Consider the following 25,436-nt stretch of genomic DNA (forward strand, 5'->3'; position numbering starts at 1 on the left):
TATATGGCGGATCAGACAGGATTTGAACCTGCGCGGGTTTTTTTGAACCCCTAATACGTTTCCAACATATCCTCTTAAGCCTCTTGAGTACTGATCCAAAGTAACATAAGATTTAACACTATAATTATACAACAAAAAAAAGGATTACTATTAATTTAGATTCAAATTTTTAAACTTCTAAATTAAAGGAAGCAAAAGTTCAAAAGAATGGCTCCTAAGAATAAATGATTAGCAAAGGGTTAAGTTTTGAATGAACAATATATCTAAAAATTCATTAATGATTTTTTGTTATTCAAGATAATTATAACACAAAAAAATTTTTTAGTAAAAAATTTTTGAAATATAACCATCACAAAAGAAAAATCTACTTAACAGTCAAATAAAGCGAATTAAAAAAGCTAAAATTTTAACTTAAAAAGCAAAATTATGTGATTTTTAAACTACTTTTTTAGTTCAAAACACTGACAAAAATCATAAAAATACAACTGCTATTTAAACTCAATGTAAAAAGAAAACTCTTTTTTATTTAAATTGAGCCTAAAAAAATATATGAAGTTTTGAAAGAACAATAAATAAAAGCCTTAAATTTGTAGATTTCTAAACGGTCAAATTTAAGGCATTCCATCATACTTAAAAACATGATGGAAAATTCGCATTTTCTGATTTTTTTATGGCAAAAACATAACTTAATCCCCCTTAATTCAATATCAAAATTTATTAATTATTCTTAAGTGAGATTAATTATAACATAACTTTATTTTTGACCAAGCATTTTCTTTTTTTTTTTTTTTTTGTAAAAGGTTGATTTTAATGCATTATGCAATATTTTAAAACATAGTACAAAATTTGCATTATTTGATTTTTTAGGAAAAGAACATATTTAATTCCTCCTTAATTCTAATGTCAAAATTTATTAATTATTCTTAGTTGAAGTGATTATAACATATTTTTTTCTTAGACCAAGCATTTTACCCGAATTTCACGGTTTGATAAGATAATCTATTGAAAGGTATTATTGAACTTTATAAAAACGAAAATAGTTTTAAAAATTAAATAAAAGAACAGCATGCTTGCTGTTCTTTTTTCTTTTGTTTATATTATTAAAATTATTCAGGTAATTCAGGTGGTCAAAACGGACCTAGCATATCATAGTAATTAATTGGGTCGTATAATAAAGGTTTTCCATCATGACTAGTAATAGAGACTATTCAAGAAGATTTGTGTGCTAGGTTTTCAAAGTCTGGGGCGTTAAATTGTTGTTGATTATAATTTCAAGTAAGACTAACTTTTGATAAATCGGGTTTATCTCTGTCATGGTCTTTATTTTTTACATATAAGATGTTTCAAGTCCCACCGTTATATCCAGTAAAACCACCGACAAGTCCAGTTTGTATTCTAAGGTTTTTGGTATCGAAATTATAACCAGTACTTGTATTCCGATTATTTGTTAGTTTAGGGATTGCTCTATTTAAAAAGAAAATATCATTAAGTTGCAGATCATTTGTTGTTCATTCAACCGAAGGTGCAGATCAAAATACTTTTGAAATGTCTTTTGGAAATTTATTAATTCGGGGAATTGCATGAGTATCATCAAAACTATCACCTCATTGTCTGTTCCATCTTCTTCGATAGTCCGAACCTTGAGTTACTATCGATAAAGCATCATGAGGTGCAGCAGTACTTGCATAAGGCATTATATGCCCAGGGGTAGCATAAGGAGAATTAAGCACAAATGAATAAGTCGAAGCTGGACTAGTTATATCAGGATTTTTAAATTGTAGTGAAATTGGCAAATTAACAACTCTCCCCGCTGGATATCATAGCGGCTTTGCATTTGCAAACTTTGCAGGCAGTTGGAAAGTTCCTAAATTAGTATTAATTCTTCAATAAAGAGTCACATATTTTATCCCAAAGCCAGCATCGGTTTTTGTCCTAATTGCAACTGGCTCTTCAGGAACTTCAATATCTTGGACTGGTTGGCCAGTATTCCAACTCGGGCTATTAAAAATTTGACTATCAGGGGTACCAATTTGCCTACTGCTAACTGAATGTCCAAATTGTTTATTAATAATAACTTTTAGCCAGTCTTGTTCATCATAAGGTGTTAAATGCGGGAATTCACCAAAAGGATTGTAGTCTTTTCCAGTTTTTTGGATCAAATCAAGTGGATCGTAAATTGCATAACTAAAGCCAATTAGCCCTGGATTCATATAATCAACATTAGTTGGGGTAACAATAGCAGCACTAGACTGAAGTCTAAATGTTATTGATTGAGGCTTAGCAGTGGTAGATTGACCGGTTGTACCAATCTGACTACTTTGAGTGCCATTACCACTTCCTGTAGTTTGATCTTCTTTGCTAGGATCAAATTGATAGTTATTTGTATCCTTCATTGTGACTTTAATTTGAGCACCAACAATTGATTTTAAAGTTTTTGGCTGCAACTTAAATGTTGCTGTTAGTCTTTGAGGATCTCATTTTAAGTCTGATAAGACAACATCATTATTAAAATGACCTTTTTGTTGTTGTTGGTAATTACTTGCCGTTGATAAATCTTTTTCAACTGGATTTTGGTTTGCTACATTGGTATTACCGTGAGTTCTATGAGGGATTAACTCAGCCTTAAGATTTTGTTTTAGCCATTTCATAGTTATTGCAGTTCCGGCTTGCTCGTTAAATTTAACGTAGACTTGCTCACCTTCATAATAATCATATCTTAGCGGGTGAGATCAAGCTGATTCCAGACTAACAGGAACATTAAGCGGAGCAAAGTAAATGTCGTTGAATTTTGATCCGCTTTTAGAAGCACTTTTAACCGGCAAGCCATCAACATCTTTAAGATATTTTAGTAGTTGCTCGTCATGTTGTAAGTTTTCAATTTTATGACTTTCTTTAATTGCTGAATCATAAGGAATAATTTCGGTTACTTGATAAATTGCTCCTGGTTCAAGATTTGCAATATTAAAAGTTAAAGTTTGGGTTTTTGGATCAATTAAAACTGGGTTTGAATTTGAATCAATTGTTAAATCATTACCAATAGGAGGAAAGACTTTTTTGTATGATACTATAAAAGGAACATCGGCAATTGAATCAGCTTGCTTTGGATCTTTTAGTTTTACACTAAGATTTACAGTTGTCGTTGAAATTGCCTTTAGGCTTACTGCATCGCTATCAGCTAAATTTAATTTTTTAGCTGTTGTTCGAAACTCTCGCAGATCTTTTTTTGCCCCTGAGGCAATTTCGGGAGCAAATGCAACAGTTAAATCTTGGGCAAGTTGGTTAACATTTGAAGCAGTAGCTCCTCCAGCTCCTCCAGCTCCTGCAGTACCTCCACCATTTCTTTGTAATGTTAGAGTTATATTATTATACTCAGTAAATTGATTTAAAGAAGAAACTTTAAAGGTAATTTTATTTTCAGCAGGAGGGACGGAATTTTGTTGAGTTCCGTCTTTGGTGGTGTTGTTAGCTCCACCAGATCCAGCAGGTTGTGGCGGTTGAGCTGGTGTAGTAGGATTCTTCTCAGTAACAGTAAATTTAGGACTGAAGCCAGCATCTTGGAGATCTTTAGTTCAACCTTCAAGTTCGATTGTAGCATCATTATCATTAATTTCTGTTTTAACAATATTTGTTATTAAAGGTTGAGTAATAAAATCAAGAATAACTTGGTTTCTTGAGGTGCTTGAAGAACTTGAGGAGCTTGTAGAAGAACCTGAACCACCAGTAGCAAATTTTCAACCTTGAGTTAAATTAGGATTTGGATCTTTTTGAGACTCATCAACTTTAAGATCAACAGTTTTTGATGTCAAGGCATTAATTTTGTATTTTCTTCCAGGCTCAAGGATATTTAAGAATTTAAAGGTAGCTTGTAGTTTATCCTGTCCGCCACTTCCTGTAGTAATAGTAGTTGTTGCACCAATTGATTGGGATTTATCACCTTTTTCAAGATACAAGGTAACAAGATCGTCTTTTAAGAAAGCATCATTTTGGTCAAATTCTAGCGTAATTGTTGCTGAATCGGTTGTTACGTCTTTAATTTCGGTTTTAATTAATCTAGTATTTTCAGCTGTTGAGTAAAACTTACGTTGTAAGGCACTTTCTTGGTTAATTGGGGTGTCGAAGGTGATAGGGGTTCCAGACCTAGTTGATTTATCTTTAATTGATTCAATAATATATTGTTTTGCTTTTTTGAGGCCAGAATTAATTTCAAATTGTAATGTTGAAGTAATCTGCCCTGCTTGTGCAGTTAATCGTTTTGTGGTAGTTACTCTTTTATCGCTTTGTGTTCAAGAACTAGGAATGTATTTATTTCCAAATTGTTCGTCAATTTTGGCGTTTAATTCAAGATTTTTATTATTTAACTCACCATTGTTGTTGTAAAATTCAACATCAACATTAGTTTGACCTTCAGAAACAGACTCATATTTAATTGCCTTAATTGCATTTTTAGTTTTTAAGTCAATAGTTGCATTAACTGGCGGAGTTACTTTTAATTTTTGTGGCAAGCGAACGGCGTAACTATTCTGAACCCCTTCTTTTAGATTAAATATATAATTTTTAATTGTATATTTATCTCCAGGAATAAGACCTTTGGCTTCAAGAACAATTCGTCTTATAGTACGGCCACTTGTAGTTACACTTGATTCAGCTATCAGTTTTGATTCAGTATAAAAGATTTTTCTTTCAACCGATTCAAGTTCAAGTTGAATATTATATTTATCTTTTAAAAAGGTTCAATCACCACTATCAAGCTCAATTTGGAAATAACCATTTGTAAGTTCAGCCTGGTTTTTTTGTCTACCGCTAACTGTTATTCTTGAATTTCTTGTCGTTGAACTTGTTACACTTGTAATTGCTGTTGTTTCAACTGTTGTATTAACAATGGTTTGTCATTTTTCTGCCTCAGAAGTTTCAACTCTTTTGTCAAGAGGTTGCAATTTTTCTTTGTCAATATAAAGGCTTAATGGTGTCAGGTTTTGTCCTTTAGCCGCAAGACTAATTTCTTCAATTAAGTACCAATTACCTTTTTCAAGCCCGCCTAGTTCAAATTCTAAAAAGGTAATTCCAAAATTTTCTTCACTTTCTTGTTGAGCTTGAACTGCTGCACTTGGTTGTCTTTGAGGCACTCTAACTGTAACTGAATCAATATTTTCGGTTGAAGATGGATCAGTAGCACTAGCCGTTGTTGGATCTCACCAACCATAGGTATTGTTCTTTCTACGAAGTTTTTTGAACTTAATAATAGCTCGATGATTGCTAAAGTCTAATTTTTGTGAGTTTTCAACAGCTAAATTTAGTTTAATGCTTGTTTCACTAGGAACATAAGTCATTTTTGTAATCAGTGGGGCAGTATTAAAACTAAATGAAGACTGGACACTTGGCTGAGAAGAAAAATTAACCGCAACTGGAGCATTAGGATCAGGAACAATAATTTTAATTTGTTGGGCTTCATCTTCAAGACCAATTATTGTATATTGTGCTCCTGCATCTAAATTATCAAGATCAAATTCATAGTAATAATGAGCCTGGGCTGGTTGGTTATTTAGTCAACCCTGAGAAGTCTGACCTTGAGTTTGCACTAAATTAGCCTGAACAGAAGTTGTTGTCGTATTAGAAATTCCTTGTTTTGAAGATTTATAAACTAATTTTAGTCTTGTTGATTTTTCCTCAAGCGGTTTGTCTTGACTTGCGAAAAATACTCTAACTTTTGCTTTTTGCCAAGGTTTACCATTTCTTTTATTATCTAATTGATAAGTAATTCCTAGAGCGGTTGCAGATTCAAAAGTTGTTTTAAATTGTTTTTCTTGGCCAGGAGTTTGTTGACCTGAGTCTTGCTGTGCATTTTCCTGGATTTTTTGGTCGTCAAATTCAATATTTTGCTGATTTTGAAATTGAGTCTGAGCACCACCAAGGTTAGCTTGAGTTTGGTTTTGAGCTTGATCAAAAACTAATGAAGTAATGCTATAGTCAGTATTTTTATCAAGATTTTTTAATTGGAAGACAACTTTTGAAGTTTTTTCAATTTGATCAGCAATAATTGTGCCTGCTTCTTCCATTGTTTGGTTAGTACCATATGTAAAAGTTCCTTTTACAGCTTTACCAATAAATGAACCATTTGGATCTTCGATTACTAGTTCAATTGTTGCACTTGTTTCTGAAATTGCTTTTTTACGGATTGCAATTATTTTTGTATTTGTATAAAAACTACGTTTTGCAATAGTAACTGATTCTTTAATTGCAATTGGTGGAACTTCTAAGTTTGGTAACAAAGAAGAAGAAGAAGAAGAAGAGTCTTTTTGCTGATCATTAAGAAAATCAAGTGATTCAACAACATATTTTCCTGGTTCATTAATATTATTAATTGTTACTTCAACAGTTGGCTCTGGAGCACTTGTATTTACTTTTGATTTAAAATCATTAAAATTGTCTTTGTTAATTTCAACACTTTGTCCTAAACCTTTTGGACTTTTATAGTTGACTTTGATTTTTTGGTGTGTTTCAAGAAAGGCTTTGAATTTTGGATCAAATTTAATTGTTAGTTTTGCATTATTTTGACTAAAATCAGGTTCAATGTCAATTGACTTTACATCAACTTTAGCTGGATAAGTTAAAAATGCCCGTTTTTCTTCAGCCTGAGGTGAGAAATTGAAGAGTCCTGAATTTTCGTTAGATTCGGTCTTATCTAAAGCATTATCAGTATCGCCATTTGTATCGTAAGCAATTTTTGTTATGTAATATTGAGCAAAAGGATCTAATCCGGTTAGCGTAAATTTGAATGTTGTACTGTCTTGAATTGGCTCGTCTGCTGATTGTTTAGCTTGACCACTTGTTGCAGAAGTTTTTTGTAGCTCTGCTAATACATCCCGGATTGAGTCTTTTGCCTCATTACCATCGACAACTTTTTTAAACTGAATTTTTGCTTTTATTGATTTTTGACCGGCTTGAATGTGTTTAAATACATCTCCAGTATCTTTAAGATTTAAAATAAAATCATAATTTTCAGGGTTTGTATCATTACGGAACTGTAAAATTGAATTAACAATTGGTAAGGTAGCAAATTTTTTGGTTTCTTCAGTTACTTTTGTATCAAAAACAAAATTTAATGGTTTGGCAGAAGTTGTGCTTCGGCGACGTCTTGAGGACTGAGCTGCACCTGCTTGTTTTATTCCTAAAACACGAAATCCGGTACCTTTTTCAAGGCCTGTTAGTTCAGCTTTAAATTTAACATTAGCTTGGTCAGCGGCATCAAGAGTCAATGGAGCAGTTTTTTCAATAGTTGAACCTGTTTGGTAATAAACTAATTCTAACTTATCTTTATAGTCAACATGTTTTAAATACTCATCAGTTTTATCAAAAGTTAAAGTAATTGTTGCACTATCAACTTTTTTGTCATCAATATCAATGCTTACAATTTTTGCCGATTCAGGTCTAATGGTAAATTGACCACCAAATTCAACTTGTCCATTTCCAGCAACATTTCCTTCTATTTGTGTTTTTGTCCCTGGATCACTAAGTTTAATTGCAAAATCTGAAAAAACTTGATTTGAACTTGGATTAGTTTTTGTAGTTGGATCAACTTCGATCCGAGTTGCTTGAACCCCGGAAATTGTTTGCTGTGTTTTATCTATATCAGCTCAAGTTAGACTAAATAGTTTATAAATAGCATTTTTTTCTAAGTCTTCAAATTCAAAACTAAATTTAGAGTTTTTAATTTTTGCTTTTTTTGTAACATTATAAACTGTTTGCTGTTGAAGGTCTTCACCTTTTGCATCAACAACTTTTTGTAAAGTTGCTTCAACATCACGACCTTCAAATCCACCATTTGTGATATTTCTTCCGGCAAGTGGGTCTCTAATTGTAAAGCTAGCAAGATATTTTGTTTCAGAAATTTTATCAATTGAATAGGCAATTACTTCAGGTTTAGTTGCAAAATAAAGTTTTGATAAAACTTCAGGAGTTGTGGTAGCTTGATTTTGGGCTCCTTGGGCTGACTGAGGATCGCTAAATTTGAAAGTTTTTAGTCTTTTTGGTCCACCTTCAACTTCAGGAGTAATATCTTCTACTTTTGTAAGAACATATAAATTTCCAGGGTTAACTGAATTAAGACTAAGGTCAATAGTTGGCTTTGTGCCTTGACCTTGACTGGTTCCAAATTCTTGTTCGGTAGTTACTTGCTGACCAGTTTGACTATCTTGGAAAGTAAATTGAAGTTTTCTTTTTGTATTAGCACTACTTTGGTATAAAAATTGCTCATTTTGGGCAAAACTAACTGTAACATTAGCACTTGTATTATCAGATTTATAACTAATATCAGTAATTGTTGCTGATTCAGCATCAAGTACAAATTCTTTAGTTACTTTTTGATCTGGTTGGGTACCTGGTTGGGTAGGTTGGGTGCCTGGTTGGGTAGTAGCAGTAGTAGCACCGTCAAAGCCATCAACGGCTTCTCCGCCTTGAATTTGGTCAGGTTGAGGTTGGGTTGGCAAGCTGTCAAGAACTTTTAGCTCTTCAATTTCATATTGGCCAGCTTTTTCTAAACCACTAATGTCAAAAACGGCATTTCCGTTAATTATTTCAGCACTATAAACAGTTGGAATTTTAGGTTGAGGAGTTTGGTTACCTTTTGATTTAATTTTAATTTGTAAAAATTTATTATTTCAATTAGCACCATTGTCATTTAATTTAACATTAATTTGAACAGAAGTCTCAGAAGTTGAAATTGGCTTAATTTGGGCTAAACTTGGTCTTGGTGAGAAAAATTGTTTTTCAAAACCAGCCTGAGTATTTGGTGAGTTATCAAATTCAAATTTAAATTCTTGTTTTTTTAGATCAAGTTCATTTCGTACTTGGGTAGAGTCTTCTTTTAGTTTAATATTTTCAATTTCGTATTTATCTCCAGGAGATAAATTGCTTAAATTAAAGGTAATTGTTTTGGCTGATGTATCGACAGTTGCTTCAACTTGTTCAGTTTGGCTTGCTTGGGTTGATAAATTTTTATAGCTAAGCTCAATTTGTTTTCGGCCTAAATAGTCATCAATATTGTCAAGAGTAAGTTTAACATTTAAAGAGGTTGTCTGGATTGACTCAGTTTCAATTTTGACAATTTTTGCAGTCTTAGCTGTTGTAACAAATGATTTTTTAGCTTCTAAATCTGTATCAGTTTCAAGTAGTTCAATTTCTTCTTCTTGGATTGCGCTTTGGGAGTCAACATTAACTAAAACTGGATCTAAACTACGCTTAGAACGTCTTGAAGCAAAAGTCTGAACACCAGAATTAGCAGCGGGAGTAGTTTCTTTTTCAAATTTAACTGATTTAATTTTATATTTTGTTGCCTTTTCTAAATTTAAAAAGGTAAAATCATAAATTCCATTAAGGCTAGTCCCACTTAAGGTTAAATTATTACCTTGACCTTGAGGTTGACCTTGAGTTTGAGCTCCGTCAATTTTTTCTAACTCAACAATTAATTTTTTACCGGCAGTATATCTTCCATCATCTTTGAGTTCAAGTCTGAGACGGGCTTGGGTTTCAACTTCAGTATCAAATTCAATTTTTTTAATTACCGCTGCGGTTGCAATTATTTGGTCTTTATAAAAATCAAGATCATCTAAATAAATATCAACTTTTGGGGTGCTTTGTTGAGTAGCACCGTCTTGGACTTGTTCAAAGCCAAGAATTACATATTGTTGACCGTTTTCAAGACCTGTAAGTTCAAAAGTTGTTTTTTGGCTGGCAACATCAGTTTTTGCTTCAACAATTTGTTCTTGTTGCTCGCCACCATATTTTTTAAAGCGAACTTTGAGTTTGTTTTTGTTAAGAAAATCATCAAGCTTTTCGGTGTTAGTTGCCTGAGCATTTTGGTGATTTGGGATAAAATCTTTTCCAAATTCAATTTCAAATTGAGCTGTGTTTTTAGTTCGATTTGTTAGCTGAATTTTTGTAACATTAGCAGTTTTTGGAATAGTTTCAAATTGACTTTTCTCGGTTGAGTCAAGCAGTTTATCTTTAAAAGGAATTAAAATTGCGGTTGTATTGGTGTCGGCAAATTGAGCAAGGGAACGGCGAACTCGGGCATTGGCTTGGACAGGAGCAGTAGCTGGCGAAGTTGTTGCACCTTCAAGTTCGAGTGAGTTTTTGTCTATTTCATAAAGACCTTGTTTGTATAGGTCGGTAATATCAAATAAAATACGGGCACTATTTACTTTAGCACTAATTTTTCCTTCTTTAAAGTTAGCATTTGTTGCTAAATTCTCATCGCCATTTTTTGCTTTTAGACGGTATTTAAGTGTTGCGGTCTTACCATTATAAACACCTTTTGCATCAGCTAAAATGAAAGTAGCAATTACACGCTGCTCGTAAGAATTATCATACCCTACTTCAATAATTGCACTCTGAGTGAAAAATGAAGACTGACTTGAGTCAAATTTGTGATCAGCATCGCCAAATAAAATATTTCTTTCAGTAAGTACTCTATTTGTATCTTGAGTGTTTAGTTCAACTTCTTTTGTAAGAACAATCGAATTAATATTGTATTTTGAACCAATTTCAAGATCACTTAGTTCAAAAGTTAAAGAATTATCAGGGTTTTGGCTATTAGTAGTCTGATTTGCAAAAGCTGATAAGAGTTGTGATGAGCCAGCAAGAGAATAGTAAATTTTTACTTTGTCATTTCCAATTGCCTTAATTGTCTCAGGACTAAAAGTTACTTTTAATTTGGCGGTTGTTTGTTGCTCATCGAGATTTTCAATTTTAGTTAAAACCAGAGGAGCATGAACACCAAATATTTTCTGAGCCGGAGTTATTGTTTTTGAAACGCCTAGAATATCGGAGTCACCTTTTGATGACTTATAGTCTTCAACTTCGATTTTTTCAATTAAGTAGTTTTGTCCTTTTGCTAGTGAATTGACTTCTAAATTGGCAATTATTGAATTATTTTCAATAATTGCATCAATAGTCTTAGAAGTCCCGCCAGGTATTAGTTCTTTATAAGTTATTTTTGCTTTTTTTAGTGACTCTAGGATATTTTTAAAGGCAATATTAAGCTCAACTGCAGTGTCAGATTTGGTTGTATAAGTAATTGAACTAACAGCCGGACGGGTAGTCCAGGTTAGTTTATTTGTACTAATATTAGGACCAAAATTTAAAAATAATTTATTAACAAATTCGTTTGCAGAATCAGCAATTCCGACTGAGTCAATTAAATAATTAGTTCCGGGCTCAAGGTTAATTAAATCCCAACTAAGAACCAATTTATTACCATTAATACTAAAAGCTTGTGCTTGAGATTTAATTAAATTACTTGATCCAGCCACTTTAAAGTATAGAGTTGCAATTTTATCTTTAATAAAATCATCAACTGAATCAAGAATCATGCTAATGCGACTTTGATCTTCGCTAATTCGGTCAACAACAACTGATTCAACCATTGCACTTGTTGCATTAGTAAAGAACTTTTTCTGTTTTTGGTCAAAATTTTGGGCAAAGAAAATTTGACTAGTCTGAGGCTGACCGTTTTCGTCAAAATTTGTGGCATTTTCAACAATTTCAAGTGATGAAATTGTAAAGTGTTTTTCTTTTGGTAAATTTTTTGCCAAAGAAAATAGTTTGTTTCCAACAACTTGGGCTGAACTTGATAGCATTTTAGTTGGCTGGTCATCAGCGAAGAAATTAATTTTTACTTCTTTACCATTTAACATTAATGACTGGTCATTAAATTTAATATCAAAACTTGAGGTATTATTTGCATCAACAAAAGTTCTAATTCGGGCAATTTCGGGTGCTGAAATAAATGAAAGATTATTATTTGTTGAAATTGCCAAGGAGCCAGAGTTATTCCAAATTCGTGAAATTCAGAATTTGGTTCCACCAGGAATTTGTTTTAAATCTAAATTAGCAAAAACCTTATTGTTTTGGACTACTAAGCTAACATCATTTGCAACGCCAAATTGGAAATTATCTAGTTCGTCTTTGTAATAATATTCTAAATTAATTTTTTCATTTGGATTAATTTTAATATTTTTGTTTTCAAAAGCCAAAGAAATCTCAAGCAAAGCTGAATTTAGACCGTAGGCTTTTTGGCTAAGATTTAAAATTTTACCAGCAATTGGGCTTGGGGCAAAATAACGATTAGCCAAAGGCGAAATTGCCAAATCAAAAAGCTGATCAGGATCATCAAAGTAATATTTTGTGCCAACAATTTCGTATTTTTGGTTGCGATCTAAATTTCTGAGCACAAAACTAGCTTGTTTTTGGTCATTTTTGGCAACAAGTTGTCCTTTTGCTTCTTGAATTTTATTTGAACCAATTTCTTTGTAGTACAAAATTAAATTAGCTGAATCAAGTAAATTTTGTGAGTCAAATAAATCAAGATCTAAAATTGTATCATTTTCAATATCATAATGACTAAATTTTTCAACTTGATTTTTTGTTGAAAAAAACTGCGATGTTTTTGAAAAACTAAAATAATAACGCGGATTATTTGGGGCTACAAGTTGTAATTCATAAATTGAACCACCAAGCAAATTATCGGCATAAGTATGAAAAGTGTCAGTTTTTGGGTCATACTCGACTTTAGTTTTAACACTATAACGTGATTTTTGACTAATATAAACAAGTTCTAAATCAGCTTTTTTTGCTCAGTCAGTATCTTGTTTTGTTTTACCTTGGAGTTTAAAACTAAAATCACCTGAATTAGGACTTACATTGTCAGCAACAAAATTTTGGACATAGATTGTTTTTGGAGTAATTACTTTGGCAAGATAAGGCGAGAGCGAAACAATAGCACCGGTTAAAAAACCGCTGCTTGCAAGTAATTTTTTACTAAGATGGTTGTTAATTGTTTTATTGTTTTGGTATTCTTGATTTGCTTTTTTCATAATTATCTCCTTTAATTGGTTGAAATAAATTAGTTGTTTAAATTAATAAGTAATTCTAAGTCAGGCTTTATCATGTGATACCCATGGGACAAAATAAGGATTTTCAGCATCAACTTGGAGTCCATCATATCCTTTTATTGGGAAGAGGTATTTGTGGACTGGTTGTCCATTACCAGGGTTAAAGTTTTTATACTGTTGATTTTCAACATATTGATTCTGACCAACATCTTGCCTTAACGCGGGATTGAGGGTAAAGTTTGGTGGTAAATAAGGGAAAACTAGTAGACCCATGAAATTTAAATTTGCCCCGGCTTTTGGAAGTTCTTCTTCGGATCAATTAGGTGGAGCTAAATTTATATAAAGAGTCTGGTCATTAACGTTAATATCATCTTGTAATTTGATAGGAACCCCGTTTTTATTTCCAAACAAATAGATTTTACCTGCTTGATCGACAAAAGCCGCATAAGAAACTGTTGGTAAGATTTCCTGGAGTTTGACACCAAAGCCGATTCTGTTCTCTGGGTTGTTAAATTGAATTCTTAGAAATTTTGCGGCTGGGTCGTATGTAGCAGATTTTATACCAAAAGGATGACGAGTTTGTTTTTTAAAAAGATCATCTAAATAATTTTCTATGTTACGATGAGCATAAGGTATTCCGTAAATTTGATCGGCTATATTTTGATTAGCCATACCTGGATTATTGCCTTGTCCAGTAACAAGAGTTCTTACAGGTCCAGTTGGGCCGATAAAAAAAGTTTTATCATGGTTTAAGGTTCCAAAATCCCTATGTATTTTTTCAAAAAGCGATCTAGTGAAGGCGTCAATAATTAGTCCTTGTTGTGTATTTTTATCAAATTGTCTAACTTCTGAACCATGCCAAACATTTCCGGATGGATTTGCCCAAAAATTACCTCAGTATGGGTCTTCTTTTTGGATTATTGGCGAAGTCATAAATGTAAGATTTACATTGGGCGAGAAAACAGGTATTAATGGTTCGTAATCATTGTGTTGATTTTCTGGTTTTCATAGATCATTTGGGTTTAATAATTTTGGATAAATACTAATAATTTTTTTAGCAAAGGCTTGAGGATTTGTCCAATGATAAGTGATTATTAAACCAATTTTTGTTATTTTATCTTTAACTTCAACTTTCGCTAGTCTAATAGCATAAAATTTATCATTAACGGTGTTTATTTTTGGTTGTTGCCTTGGTTCTAAAGTTTTAGGGATCTTTTGGGTTAGCTCAATATATTCTTTATTTGGAGTAGTTAAGAGACTAGCAAATGGATTGGAAAGATCGTAGTCATAACCTTTTACATCAAAATCAAGACTATAAATAATACCTGAATCTTGCCTAAAACTATTATAATTGGTGGTACGGCTTACTCCAGCATCATTCGATCCATCAACTCCATATAAAGCTTGTCGTTGTGGTGTTGATTGATCTCGAATTAAGGTTGATTGAAGATTGAAAAAAATATTACTTGATAAATCAACTCAATTACCTAAACCATTTACACCTGTAATTTGAGCTTTACTAAATTTATTCCTTAATGGTGCCAAAAGATTTTTTGGATCTTCAAATTCCATTTCAATGTAAGCACCAATTTGGTTCAGTGGCTTAATTTCAGATTTTTTCAATAATATTCTGTTTGTATATTTGGCAAAATCATCAAGTTCGATTGTTTGAATTCTTGACACAATACTATTTTGAGCAGAAAAAGTACCACCAGAACCAACATAAGCTGGTCTATTTCTATTACGGTTTGTTGTCTGATTAGTATTAATATTAGTTATAAGTTTTGAAAACTCTGATGCTTCACGGGTTTCATTGTCTTTGAAGTATTTATACTGAATAGCAACACGCATCTTGTAATATATTAGCCAAGATGCATCACCTTTAAGAGTAAAAGCAAAATAACGACGATGAGGGTTTGGGTTTGTTAAGTGTGGACTGGATTTAAATACATCTGATTTATATTTTGTTAAAACTTGAATTCTATCGAGTTGTGCCCTGTGTTGTCTTAATCTTTCTAAACGTTGGGCAATAGCTTCTTTTATTTCGGCACCTTGTCTTTGAAGCTCAGCTTCATAATTTCTCTTATTACCACTAGTTGCAAGTTCTTTTATCAAATCAATCCGAATTTGATCTTGTTGGTCAAAGTTTTTTATTTCGTTTTCTATTGTTTGAATTTGTTTGTCAACTTCAGCTTGCTGAATTAAAAGTCGTTGTAGTTCAGGACCTTCTTCATACTCAGTTGGTGGACCAGCTAGTTCACGTGGATTATATAATTCAATAAAGGAATCTGTAAAATTTGGTTCATATTTTGCCACTTGTATTCAACTTGAGGCATCAGTAGGATTATTCCCTTTATCTTTATCCTCACTCCCCTCAAGAATTAATTTCCAATCTTTAATTGATGCCTCATCAATTGCCCGATAAGGATCATCAAAAGCAAAGTAAATAGTTTGTTCAAAAGTGTCTTCTTTTCCTGAATGATTATAGAAATTAGTAATTCCGGCCTTTACTAATGGAGGTTGAGCTAACTGAGTTGTAAACTCAAGATTATTAGTATTAGGGAGGGTAGTAGTTTGGGCATCATCAAGATTTAAAGTAATTTGACTTGAAACATCAGCATCAACTGTTTTAATTTGACTAATTTTATAAGTTGTTGAAGGATAAAGATTTTGATCATTAGCATCAGTAACTTCTTTATTATTTAGACTTGCAACAAGCGCTTTTTTGCTGCTATCGTATGTAACATTAAATTCGTATTCTTTTTCGGCTGCATTATCGCCTGTTGTTAGTTCTTTACCTGCAGGGTCAAGTGCTTTAAATTTAACTTTAATTCTTTTATTATTTAGTGATCACATTGAAACTGGATCTAAATTTAGAGTTAAATTTTCAGGTGCATATTCAGGTTTAGGAGTAGTACCTGTGCTATTATAATTTCTAGGCGCTTGGGTTAAAATAATTCTCTCAGGTGAAAGCTCAGTAAAAGGAGTTTTGAATATTTTTGGACTTGAACTAGCATTTTGTTGAGCTGATCCAGGTTGTTCTAATTTAAGTCTATAGTCTTGTTCACCAAAAGGGATTTCAAGATCTTGACCTTGAAGTTTCAAAATTTTGTACTCAACATTTGGAACTAAATTATCTAAATCATATTCGATTTCAAATCTTGATTTATCTTGAAATCTTGTAACTTGTGATTGAGTAATTAAAGTAATTGGAATTTTACTTGCTGTTTGTTGGTTTGGATCAGGTTGGATAGATAAAACAATTGGGTTGTTAACAACTCGATCAAAGTTAGCAGGATCACCTTTTAATTTAATTTTTAGTTTTGCACTTGTGTCTTTAAGTTCAGACACAACCAGAGATTCAATAACAGTTGGGATAATAACTTCTGATTCCAATATAGGAGCATAATCTAAATTATATTGTCTTTCAGGAACGGCAACTACAATATCTTGCGGCCTTGTGCCTTTAAGATCAGTATCTCTTGAGACTTCTTTGAGTACAAATTCAAAACCAATTTTGGTTCCTGGTTCGATTTGTGGAGCCCTTGCAGCTAAATCAATATCAACTTTATAAGGTGTTGCTTGTTTAGCTGGATCTTGGGTTACTGGTAGATTAGTAATTGTGGTTATATCAGTATTATTGTTTTTATTTTTAATTTTAACATCAAATTTTGCACCATTTAAAAATGAATTATCACTATCAAAGTAAAGACTTACATTTCCAAAAACTTTTGATCCGTCCTCTTTTGTAGGGTTAAGCCCTCCAGAATTTTGGCCTGAAGGCTGGGTGGTAACTATATTACCACCAGTAGTCCCTGTTTTTAAGTCTTTAACCTCTAAGTCAGCGAGGAAGATTTTTTGGACTGTTGGTGTAAATTTCAAATTTCTTGAGCTAGATAAATGATCAATTTTAACTCCACCAATTTCGAAATTTTTAATGTCATAGGTATGGAATCTATCAAGGTTGTTTAATTTAAAAGTAACTCTTCCAGTTGCTGGGTCATATTGAGATTCGGAAATAAAACTAATTTCTGATTGATCCGCTGCAGTTCCAGGAGCTGAGCCTGCTGGAGAGGCCGCTGTATTAGCATCTGAACGAATAATAGTAATTGTTGCAAAACTTCTTGGAATTTGTAAAAAATGTTTATTAAAAGTAAATTCTAAAGTTGCTGATCTACCATCGGCATCTGTATTGTCATCTTGAGAAAAATTAGTTGCTTCTTGATATGCAAATTGAGCTTTAGTTTCAAAAAATGGAATTTTTTGATCTACAGGTGCATTTTCGACCTCAACTGAGTCAAATTTGGCTACTTCCATTCTATTTGGACCTAATACTGTTGGTGTAACTGTATTTCTTCGGGCATCAACAGTTTTAATTATTAAATTACGATTTGAAGTTGATAGTCTACCCGCCCCTGGGGGTGGTGAGGTAGCTTCTTTAATTGTAAATTTAGTAATTTCGTAAGTTTTATTCGGGGCTAATCTAGCTTGACTTGTAGCTTGTGAACTAATATTATCAATTGTTACTCGTGAAATTGGACCGTCAGGAATAAAACTAAATTTAGTTACTTGAGGACGAGGAGTAGTAGTTCTTCTACCTGGAGGAGTAGTTACAGTCGGTTGGTCAAGTTTTTCGGTAATTTCCAGTTCAACTTTGTGTTTGTTTCTTCAAAGATATTCGTCTTTTTCGTCAAATTGGAAAATTACATTTGCTGCAGTATCTTGATAGGCTCCAACTTGGGAAAAATTAGTAAGTCAAGCTTTTTTTCCTGGAGTTGTAAACTGAGTTTTGTCAACTCTTGTAGTTTTATACTCAGAAAGTTCAATTTTTTGATCTTTATAAGCAAAAAATTCAATATTATAAAGTGAAGCTTTATTTAAGTTAGTTTCAAAGGTAGCAACATAAAAATGTGAAGCACCTGTTTGTGTTCTTGATTCATTTAATTTTTTAATTGAACTAGCTTTTCTTATTTGTTCATATTTTTTAAGAGACTCATTGTATAGTTGTACTCTAAAATTATTTTTATCACTATCTTGGTCTGATAGATCTTCTGAAGAAATAAAGTATGCATAAATTGTTGCATCAATTCCTGAAAACTTATCTTTTTCTTCAACATAAATTAACTGATCATACAAAGCAATTGGACTTGTTTGAATAATTGATGTTTCATTAATTGTTGTGTTACCTGATCTATCAAAAGTCGCTAAAGAATTGTAACCTGAGTTAAAATCAACAAGATTTTGATTTGGGCTTGCCACACTTCGTTTTGCCCGACCAGAAGTTGAGCTTGGCTTTTGAACTAGTTCAACTTTTGTGATTTTATAATTATAAGTTTCAAATAATTTGTTTGGATTAATTGTCTTGACATCAGTAGAAATATTTCTATTACTTTCGGGATCATTAACTTTAGCGTTAAGTGTATTTGTGTCAGCAGCAACTCTTAGTGTTGTTTTAGCCTCAGGTATAATAAGTGTTTTTTGACCAGTAGTGTAATTATCTGTAAGCTCAACGCTAACAGTTGAGTCAGAATTAATAATTCCGTTAACAGTTGAAGTTGTTACATTTCTATTTGTCTTATCAATCCGTTGGTATGAAACTCTAACGGTATAATTTTCTAAATATTGGGCAACTTGATCATCAAGGGTAATTTTAACATTAGCTGTTTTTTTGCTTGAATTATAGGCTGATTCAATTTTTTTAACACTAAAGCTTGTCGGGGTTGTTCGAAATAGTTTGTCTTCGTATTTAACTGACTTATCATCAAAGGCAATTACTTGTTCTGCGTTGTTATTATCTGCATAATTAACTGAAACAATTTGGTAATAATTTAGTGTTTTTAAATTATTTGCTCTAAAAGTATATTGCGAAGTACTTTGACCTGCTGCAGGACGACCAATTAGGTCTGCCTTATGTTCTTGACCATCGGTAATGTCAATATATTTTAATTTAATTGTTGGTGACTGAGCATCTAATAATAAAGTTGAATTTAATGTAATTCTTAATTCAGCATTAGTTCCTGAAAGATTAACTTTTTCAACTGCACTAATAAATGAAGCTGTATCAAAAGTAGTCTTAACTGCAGGAGCTGGGGCTGAAGCAGGTGCTGTTGGATCTTGAAGCGGACTTGTTGAGATATTTACATCCAAAAAGTTAGTATTAGCTAAGGTTGCCGGAGAATCAGCGGGAGAACCTGCAGGAGCAGGAGCCGGAGAAGTCGCGGCACCCGCAGGAGCTGGGGCTTGAGCATTATCTTGGAACTGACTAGCACCAGAAGAAGAAGAACTGTCAAAAACACTAAGACTACGACGAGAACGAACCAAAGGAACAAGATTTGAAGACTGACTTGCTGAGTGTATTTTGGTTGAATCAGTTGAAGTTACTGTATTTAGCGGGAAATATTTAACTACTTTTTGGTTTGCATCAACATCTGGAATAAACTCAAGCTTTGAAATTTCAAAACGGCTTCCTACCGGAACCTTATTTGCTAGATTATCCTTATTAATTCGAAAGACAGCAAGACCATCTTGGTCAACAGTTGTCTCAACACTAAGATCAGGATCATCGGCACCTGCGGCTTGGAATTTTTTAAATGTTAGTCTAACTTTATTGTTAACTAAAAATCAGTTTTTATTAATATCAAAAACCATTCTTAGAACCGCACCATGACGTTTAAATTCAGTTTGGGCAATATAATTAGGAGTAACATCCCGAGCAGTTGTTGCAAATTCTTTTTGGCTTTCAGTAAGAGTATTTAAAAATCCAAGGCGAACGCCGTTGACAAAAATATCAACAATTGAATAAACTGTATACTTTTCTAAATCTTCTAATAAAAATTTAACAGTAGCCACGTTGCTTTGCTCATCAAAACTAATTTGGGCACCTGCTTGCGAAATTGCACCGGTACGATTTGACTTTACAACTAATTTTATGTCTGCAGCTGCACTGGCAGCTTTAGGACCACTGACATAATCTTTGAAAAATTGTTTTGGGTCTTTAATTTTAAGTTCAATACCAGCTTGAGTATCGGTTAAATTGGTTTGCTCGAGGGTTAAGCCAGGCATTTTTGTTGCTAATTCTTGTTCCAATAAAGTTTTGTCAATTTTAATTTCAGAAATTAAAGACTTTGTTGAAAAGAGTTTTTTGTGTTTGTCTTCAACTTCGGTTTTGTCAAAAACTACATTAATATTGTTTGCAACTGGACTTGCCTCAGGAGCTGAACGCCGAACACGACGACCGATTGAACGAGTACTGCGAGTTAGTACTTTTTTAGATAGTTTTAAATCTTTAACTTCATAAGTACTTGCCTCATCAAGACCATCAATTACAAATACAGCCTGGTTATTTGAAACAATAACTTTGCTTGATTTTTTAATTTCAGTGTCTTTAGTTTTTAGAACATATTCAAGTTCAGCATCAAATTGTTCATTTAAAATATCATCATTAACTGAGTCAAAAAAGACTGTAAGTTCAACACTTGTCTCTGAGACATCAACATAAGAAATATTTTTAACACTAACAGTGGTTAATTGAGTTACAAATTCTTTAGGTTGATCAACTATATTTGCTGCAAAAGGAATTGAATAAATACCATTTGGCCTAACAACAGAAATTGAACTAACTTCGTATTTTGTTAGTTTTTCTAGATTGTTATTAAATTCAAATTCAACTGAAGCAGAAGTCTTAGGAGTTTGGCCAGCAATTGAATTTTCGGCTTTAATTTTTGCTGAAGCCAGTACTATTTTTCCAGTTAGTTTGTTAATTAATGTTAATGTTGCAAGTTGGTCATTTTTTAGTTTTAGAATTTCATTATTTGAGTTAGAAAATTCAACCTTAATTTTTGCTGACTGTTGTTTGTCAATTCCGTTTGTAGAATCTGCTGGATTAAATACAATACTTGAGACAACAACGTCAGTTGCAAATTTTAGAGTTTTTTGGTTTGAACTAGCTGTAATTTCAGCAGATTTTGAATCAGTTTGGGCTAGAAAATCATTAACTATTTTAAATTTAGGACCACTTGTTTTATTTACTTCATTAGTTTGGACATCAGATTTGTTCGCCAAACTTAAAAGGGCGATTTTAAAGTCTTTACCTTCAGCAAGACCTTCAAAAGTAATTTCAGCTTTTAGCCGTCCGTCGTCTAGTTTTTGAATTTGAACTGTTTTTTTAATAGTTGAATTTTGTGCAGTGGCATCAACATTAACCAGTTGGGCTACCGGATCACCGTCTTGCTTAATTTCAACGTCAATTTGTTTACCAGCTAAATAAGAATCTCTAATTGGGTCAAAATAAATTTCGGCCTTAACTGAGTTTTGTTTAATATCTGAATAGACAAGATTTTTAACTTCAATACTGTCAACATTTACAACAAAACTTTTAGTACTGTCTTCAGTAAAGTTATTGTTATCTTTGTAAATTAAATAATCAGGACGAGAATAGTCATTTACTGAAACTAACTCATATTTTACTGCTCGGTCAAGATTTGAAAAAGTAAATTCTGCTTCAATTTGATCACCTTTTTCTGACGCTGTTGCACTTGAGGCTACAATTGCGTTAGTTTCAGTGTTTTTTATTAAAAGGGTTAGCTGTTTTCGCTGGCTAGCAACTTGCTGCAAGAGTAACTTTTGGGCGTCGGCAAAAGTTAGCTTTACTTTAACAGTTTCATTTTCATTTGAAGTAACTTGGAAAGTTTTTAGCTCAGGAGATGAGTAGAATTTTTCGGATGCAATACTTGTTTTTTCAAGATCTAGGCTGTAATTATCAAGCCTTTTTTGGAATAAAAAGCCAACTGAGGTTTGAATATCTTTATTTTTTGTCTCGTTAGTAATACTTAAAATTGAATATTCTGAACCAGCCTCAACTGCTTGGTTAAAGTCTAATTTTAATACTAAATTTGAATCAACAGTCCCGCTTGCCTCGATAGTTTTTTTCTCTCTTGAGTTTTGAAGAACAACTTTGATACTGTCGCCAGTCAAAAAAGTATCACTAACTGGGTCAAATGACAGTTCAATTGCCATTTTATCGTGAGACTGGGCAGTTTGGACTACTTTGATAATTTTTGCTGTACTTGCCACGGTAGCAAAATTACGCTGCTGAGCAGATTCTTCTTTTAATTGCTCGTTAAATTCAATTTTTTGACCGTCAAGCAAAATCTCACTAACTGTATAGTGGCTTAATTTGTCAAGATTTTGAACATTAAATTCAACTTTGTTAAGTCCGTCTTGGAATTTAATTTCTTCAGCTTGGGCTGAGGCAACTGTTCCAGTTGCGTTATTTTTTAAGAAAATAACAGCTTTTTTTAGTGATAAATTTGCTCTTTTATTGTAGTTTGGATCTTTTGTGGTAAAATTAACAGTCAATTTTGCACTGTCTTGGGTAGGCTGAGCTGAAATTGAAGCAATATCACTTAGAGTATAAAAATAAGGTAAATTATCAGTTTCTTGTTGGTTTAGATCAATAAATTTATACTCTAAATTATTAAAAGCCTCGTCTTGGCCTGGAGCTGGATCTAATTTGAAAAAAGTATATTTTTTCCCTGGATTAAGATTGTCTAGTTTAACTGAAAGGATATTGTTTGTAAGAACTGAATATTCAGGAGTTGCTGTTGAATCTAAAGGTTGGGATTTAACTTCTTGGTCGTCTTCAGATTTAAAAATTGCATTAAATTTTTTGCCATTTAAATAACGGTTGAAATTTGGATCAATATAAATTGAAGCCTTAGCGTCTGTTAAGCTAATTGACTCAAAGTTTGCCCCGATTATTTTAACTTTTTGGAAGGTGGTTGTAAATCTTGCATTTAAGTCAAGAATTCCTTCTGAACTGAAAAAGTCAGTTTTTCCGAGTATTTCAACATCAGCAACTTGGTACTCAGTTTTAGGATCAAGATTTTTAAGATCAAAATACATAACAAGCTTGTCGTCTTGTAACTCGTGGTAGCTTGGGTTAGCCCCAATAGGAACTGAATTTTTCAAGTTAGCAAGATTTAAGTTAATTGTTTCGGTTAGGTTAGTAAAGCCTGGCTGACCAAAGACTATTTTGGCATTTAAGTCTAAATTGGCGTCTTGGATATTTTTAAAATCACCATTAATTGTTACCTTAGCACGCGCACTTGTCTGGTCAACGTTTTCAAAACTGATGTCGGAAACATAATATTTGACAAAAAACTCGTCTAGCGGTAAATTTTGCTGTGTTTTTTTGTTAGGATCAAAATTGATTGCAACAGCAACCTCGGGATAGTCAGAAATTACGATTTTTTCAAGTTTGTATGTTGTTGAGCTCTCAAAGTTTTCAAGTTCAAATTTAATCTCAGAACCCTGAGGAATACTTGCTTTTGATTTATAGACTTTTTGGGGCTCATCTTTTTTGTGATAGTATAAATAAAGCTCTTTGTCGTTTAAAAAAGATGAATCAAGACCAAAGCCAAAAGTGTATTCAACTTTTGAGGCAAGAATTTTTGGCTCTAATTTAATAAAAGTCTTAAGATCTGAAATTGAAGTAATAAAATTACGACTTGGTGAACCAGTCTCGAGACTGTTATCTCAAGCTAAATTTAAATAATCATAGCCATCTCTGTTTTTAGCAAAAACAGAATTTTGACTTAGGCTATCAAAGACAACCTTGCTAAGACCGTATTTTGTTTTATTTGTAAGTCCTTTTGGTTCAAAGCTAATTTGGTAAGAATTTGTCTGATCTGTTTTTCTAAAAACACCACTAACTGGCAAAATTGAACTGTCATCTAAATATAGATGGGCCTTAGTTCCTTCTAAATTATCAACTGAGACAACAGATAAGTCAACTTTAGAAAAAGTCGCTCCGGTAGCAATTTTGGACTCAACAATTGCCGCTGGTGTATGAAAGTTTTTGATGAATGTTTGGCCAAATTCAACTTTGGAAGACTCGAGCTCAAAACTCTCGATTTGATAAGAAGAACCTGGAGCTAAATTATTAAGGTCAAAGCTTGCTAAATTAGCGGCAAAAAATGAACTGACACTAAATTTTTGGTCTGTTAAAATGTTTGTATAGTTTAGTTTTATTGGCTTGTTTTCCAAATTAGGGCTTGAGTCCAGTGTTGAAAAATTAACTGTAAGTCTTTTTGAGTCAAAACTTAAATTTTGGTCAATTAAAGACTCAGCACGATAATTATATTTGCCGGTTGTTGCCTCAAAAAGTTTTTCTTTTTGGGCATCTTGTTCGTAGTTAATCTGGGGAGCTAGGGCAATTTTTTGCATTGGCACAAGTGGAATATCACTAGCCGGGGCAGAACTGTCAACATAACGAATTGCACTAATTTTATAATCCATTCCCGGGTGAAGATTTTCGAGGCTAAATTCAGCCACTCCGTTTTTAACGGTCGCTGAATCAACATAAGAAGTGTGAATTTCTTGGGAATTACTTAGTGGGTCAGTGGGTGCTGACTGATTTTTTAGGACATAATAATACTCTAAGGCAACTTTTTTGCCCTCAAGATTAGCAGCCTCGTCAGCAAATTTTAGTGAAACTGAGGCACTAGAAGGAGTTTTGGTTTGAAAGTTAATTGTTGAAACTGCAGGCGGAGTATCGACAAAATTGGTAACATTTTGACCAAAGGCAATTACTTTTTTGGCAGAAAATCTTTTTTGCTTTTTATCATCAAGATAAACTTTTAGATAGTATCTTTTTCCAAAACTAAGACCATTATAATTTGAAGATAGCCGTCAAGTTCGACTAAATTCATCATAAATGGCTTTGTGTGAAACAATTACGTCTTTTCCTTGCTCATCAGCTGTAAAGTCAACATTTAAATCTTGATAATTTAGTTTATATGAATCTAAATCACTTAGGGCAAATTCAAGTTCATAGCCAATATTATCACGATTAATATGTTTAAAATCAACAATATTATATTGAAGTGTATTTCAAGACTTTAAAAGGAAAGGAAGAAAACTGAGTGAACCAATACTAAGACCACCAAAGGCAAGCAGCGAAAGTATGATTGCACGTTTTTTAGTTGCTTTCATTAATTTTTTCTCTTTTTTTGTTAGATTTTCAGCCATAATTACTCCTCTTTTTATATAATACAGATTTTGTTTTAATTTTACCATTTTTTTGTCTATTAATGACAAAAAACAAAGCTTGAAATTATTTCAACTTTGTTTCTTTAAATAAAAAATAGATAGGTAAAATAAATTTTAGACTTTACTAGATATTTCAATAGTATGTCTTAATTATACTAAAATATTTTAAAATCCAAAGAAAATATTAAAATATTTTTAGCAATCAAACATTTTAGTAATATCTCGATAAGTATGACCTTATTATACCAAAATACTTTAAGATCAAAAGAAAAAAGTAAATAAAAAAATATTTTTAGTAATCAAAGATTTTAGGCAAAAATTAATCAGCAAAAAAATTTTTAAAAAAAATGCTTGGTCAAAAATAAAAATAAGTTATAATTACACACACTAAGAATAATTAATAAATTTTGATGTTAAATTAAGGGGGAATTAGTTATGTTTTTTGGTTAAAAAAATCAGAAAATGCGAATTTTTCGTCATATTTTTAAATATGATGCA

The 25,436-nt window shown here is 32.5% G+C and carries 2 protein-coding genes and 1 tRNA gene; all 3 read right to left on the bottom strand.

Annotated elements, in window-relative coordinates; genetic code table 4:
* Positions 1 to 4: 4 nt before the first annotated feature.
* The 3 genes from QJQ40_RS02060 to QJQ40_RS02070 all read right to left on the bottom strand — a co-directional run bounded on the left by QJQ40_RS02060 (position 5) and on the right by QJQ40_RS02070 (position 24,917).
* Positions 5 to 97 (bottom strand) — tRNA-Ser (locus tag QJQ40_RS02060).
* 1,009 nt (positions 98 to 1,106) lie between these two features.
* On the bottom strand, positions 1,107 to 12,869 hold the full coding sequence (locus QJQ40_RS02065) for a DUF1410 domain-containing protein (RefSeq protein ID WP_282860985.1): 11,763 nt from the start codon (positions 12,867 to 12,869) through the stop codon (positions 1,107 to 1,109).
* A 42-nt stretch (positions 12,870 to 12,911) separates the two neighbouring features.
* The gene (locus QJQ40_RS02070; RefSeq protein WP_282860986.1) at positions 12,912 to 24,917 is read right to left on the bottom strand and encodes a hypothetical protein; all 12,006 of its coding nucleotides are present in this window, start codon (positions 24,915 to 24,917) and stop codon (positions 12,912 to 12,914) included.
* Positions 24,918 to 25,436 lie beyond the last annotated feature (519 nt).

This window comes from Mesomycoplasma ovipneumoniae (assembly GCF_030012565.1).
Taxonomy (GTDB): Bacteria; Bacillota_I; Bacilli_A; order Mycoplasmatales; family Metamycoplasmataceae; genus Mesomycoplasma; species Mesomycoplasma ovipneumoniae_D.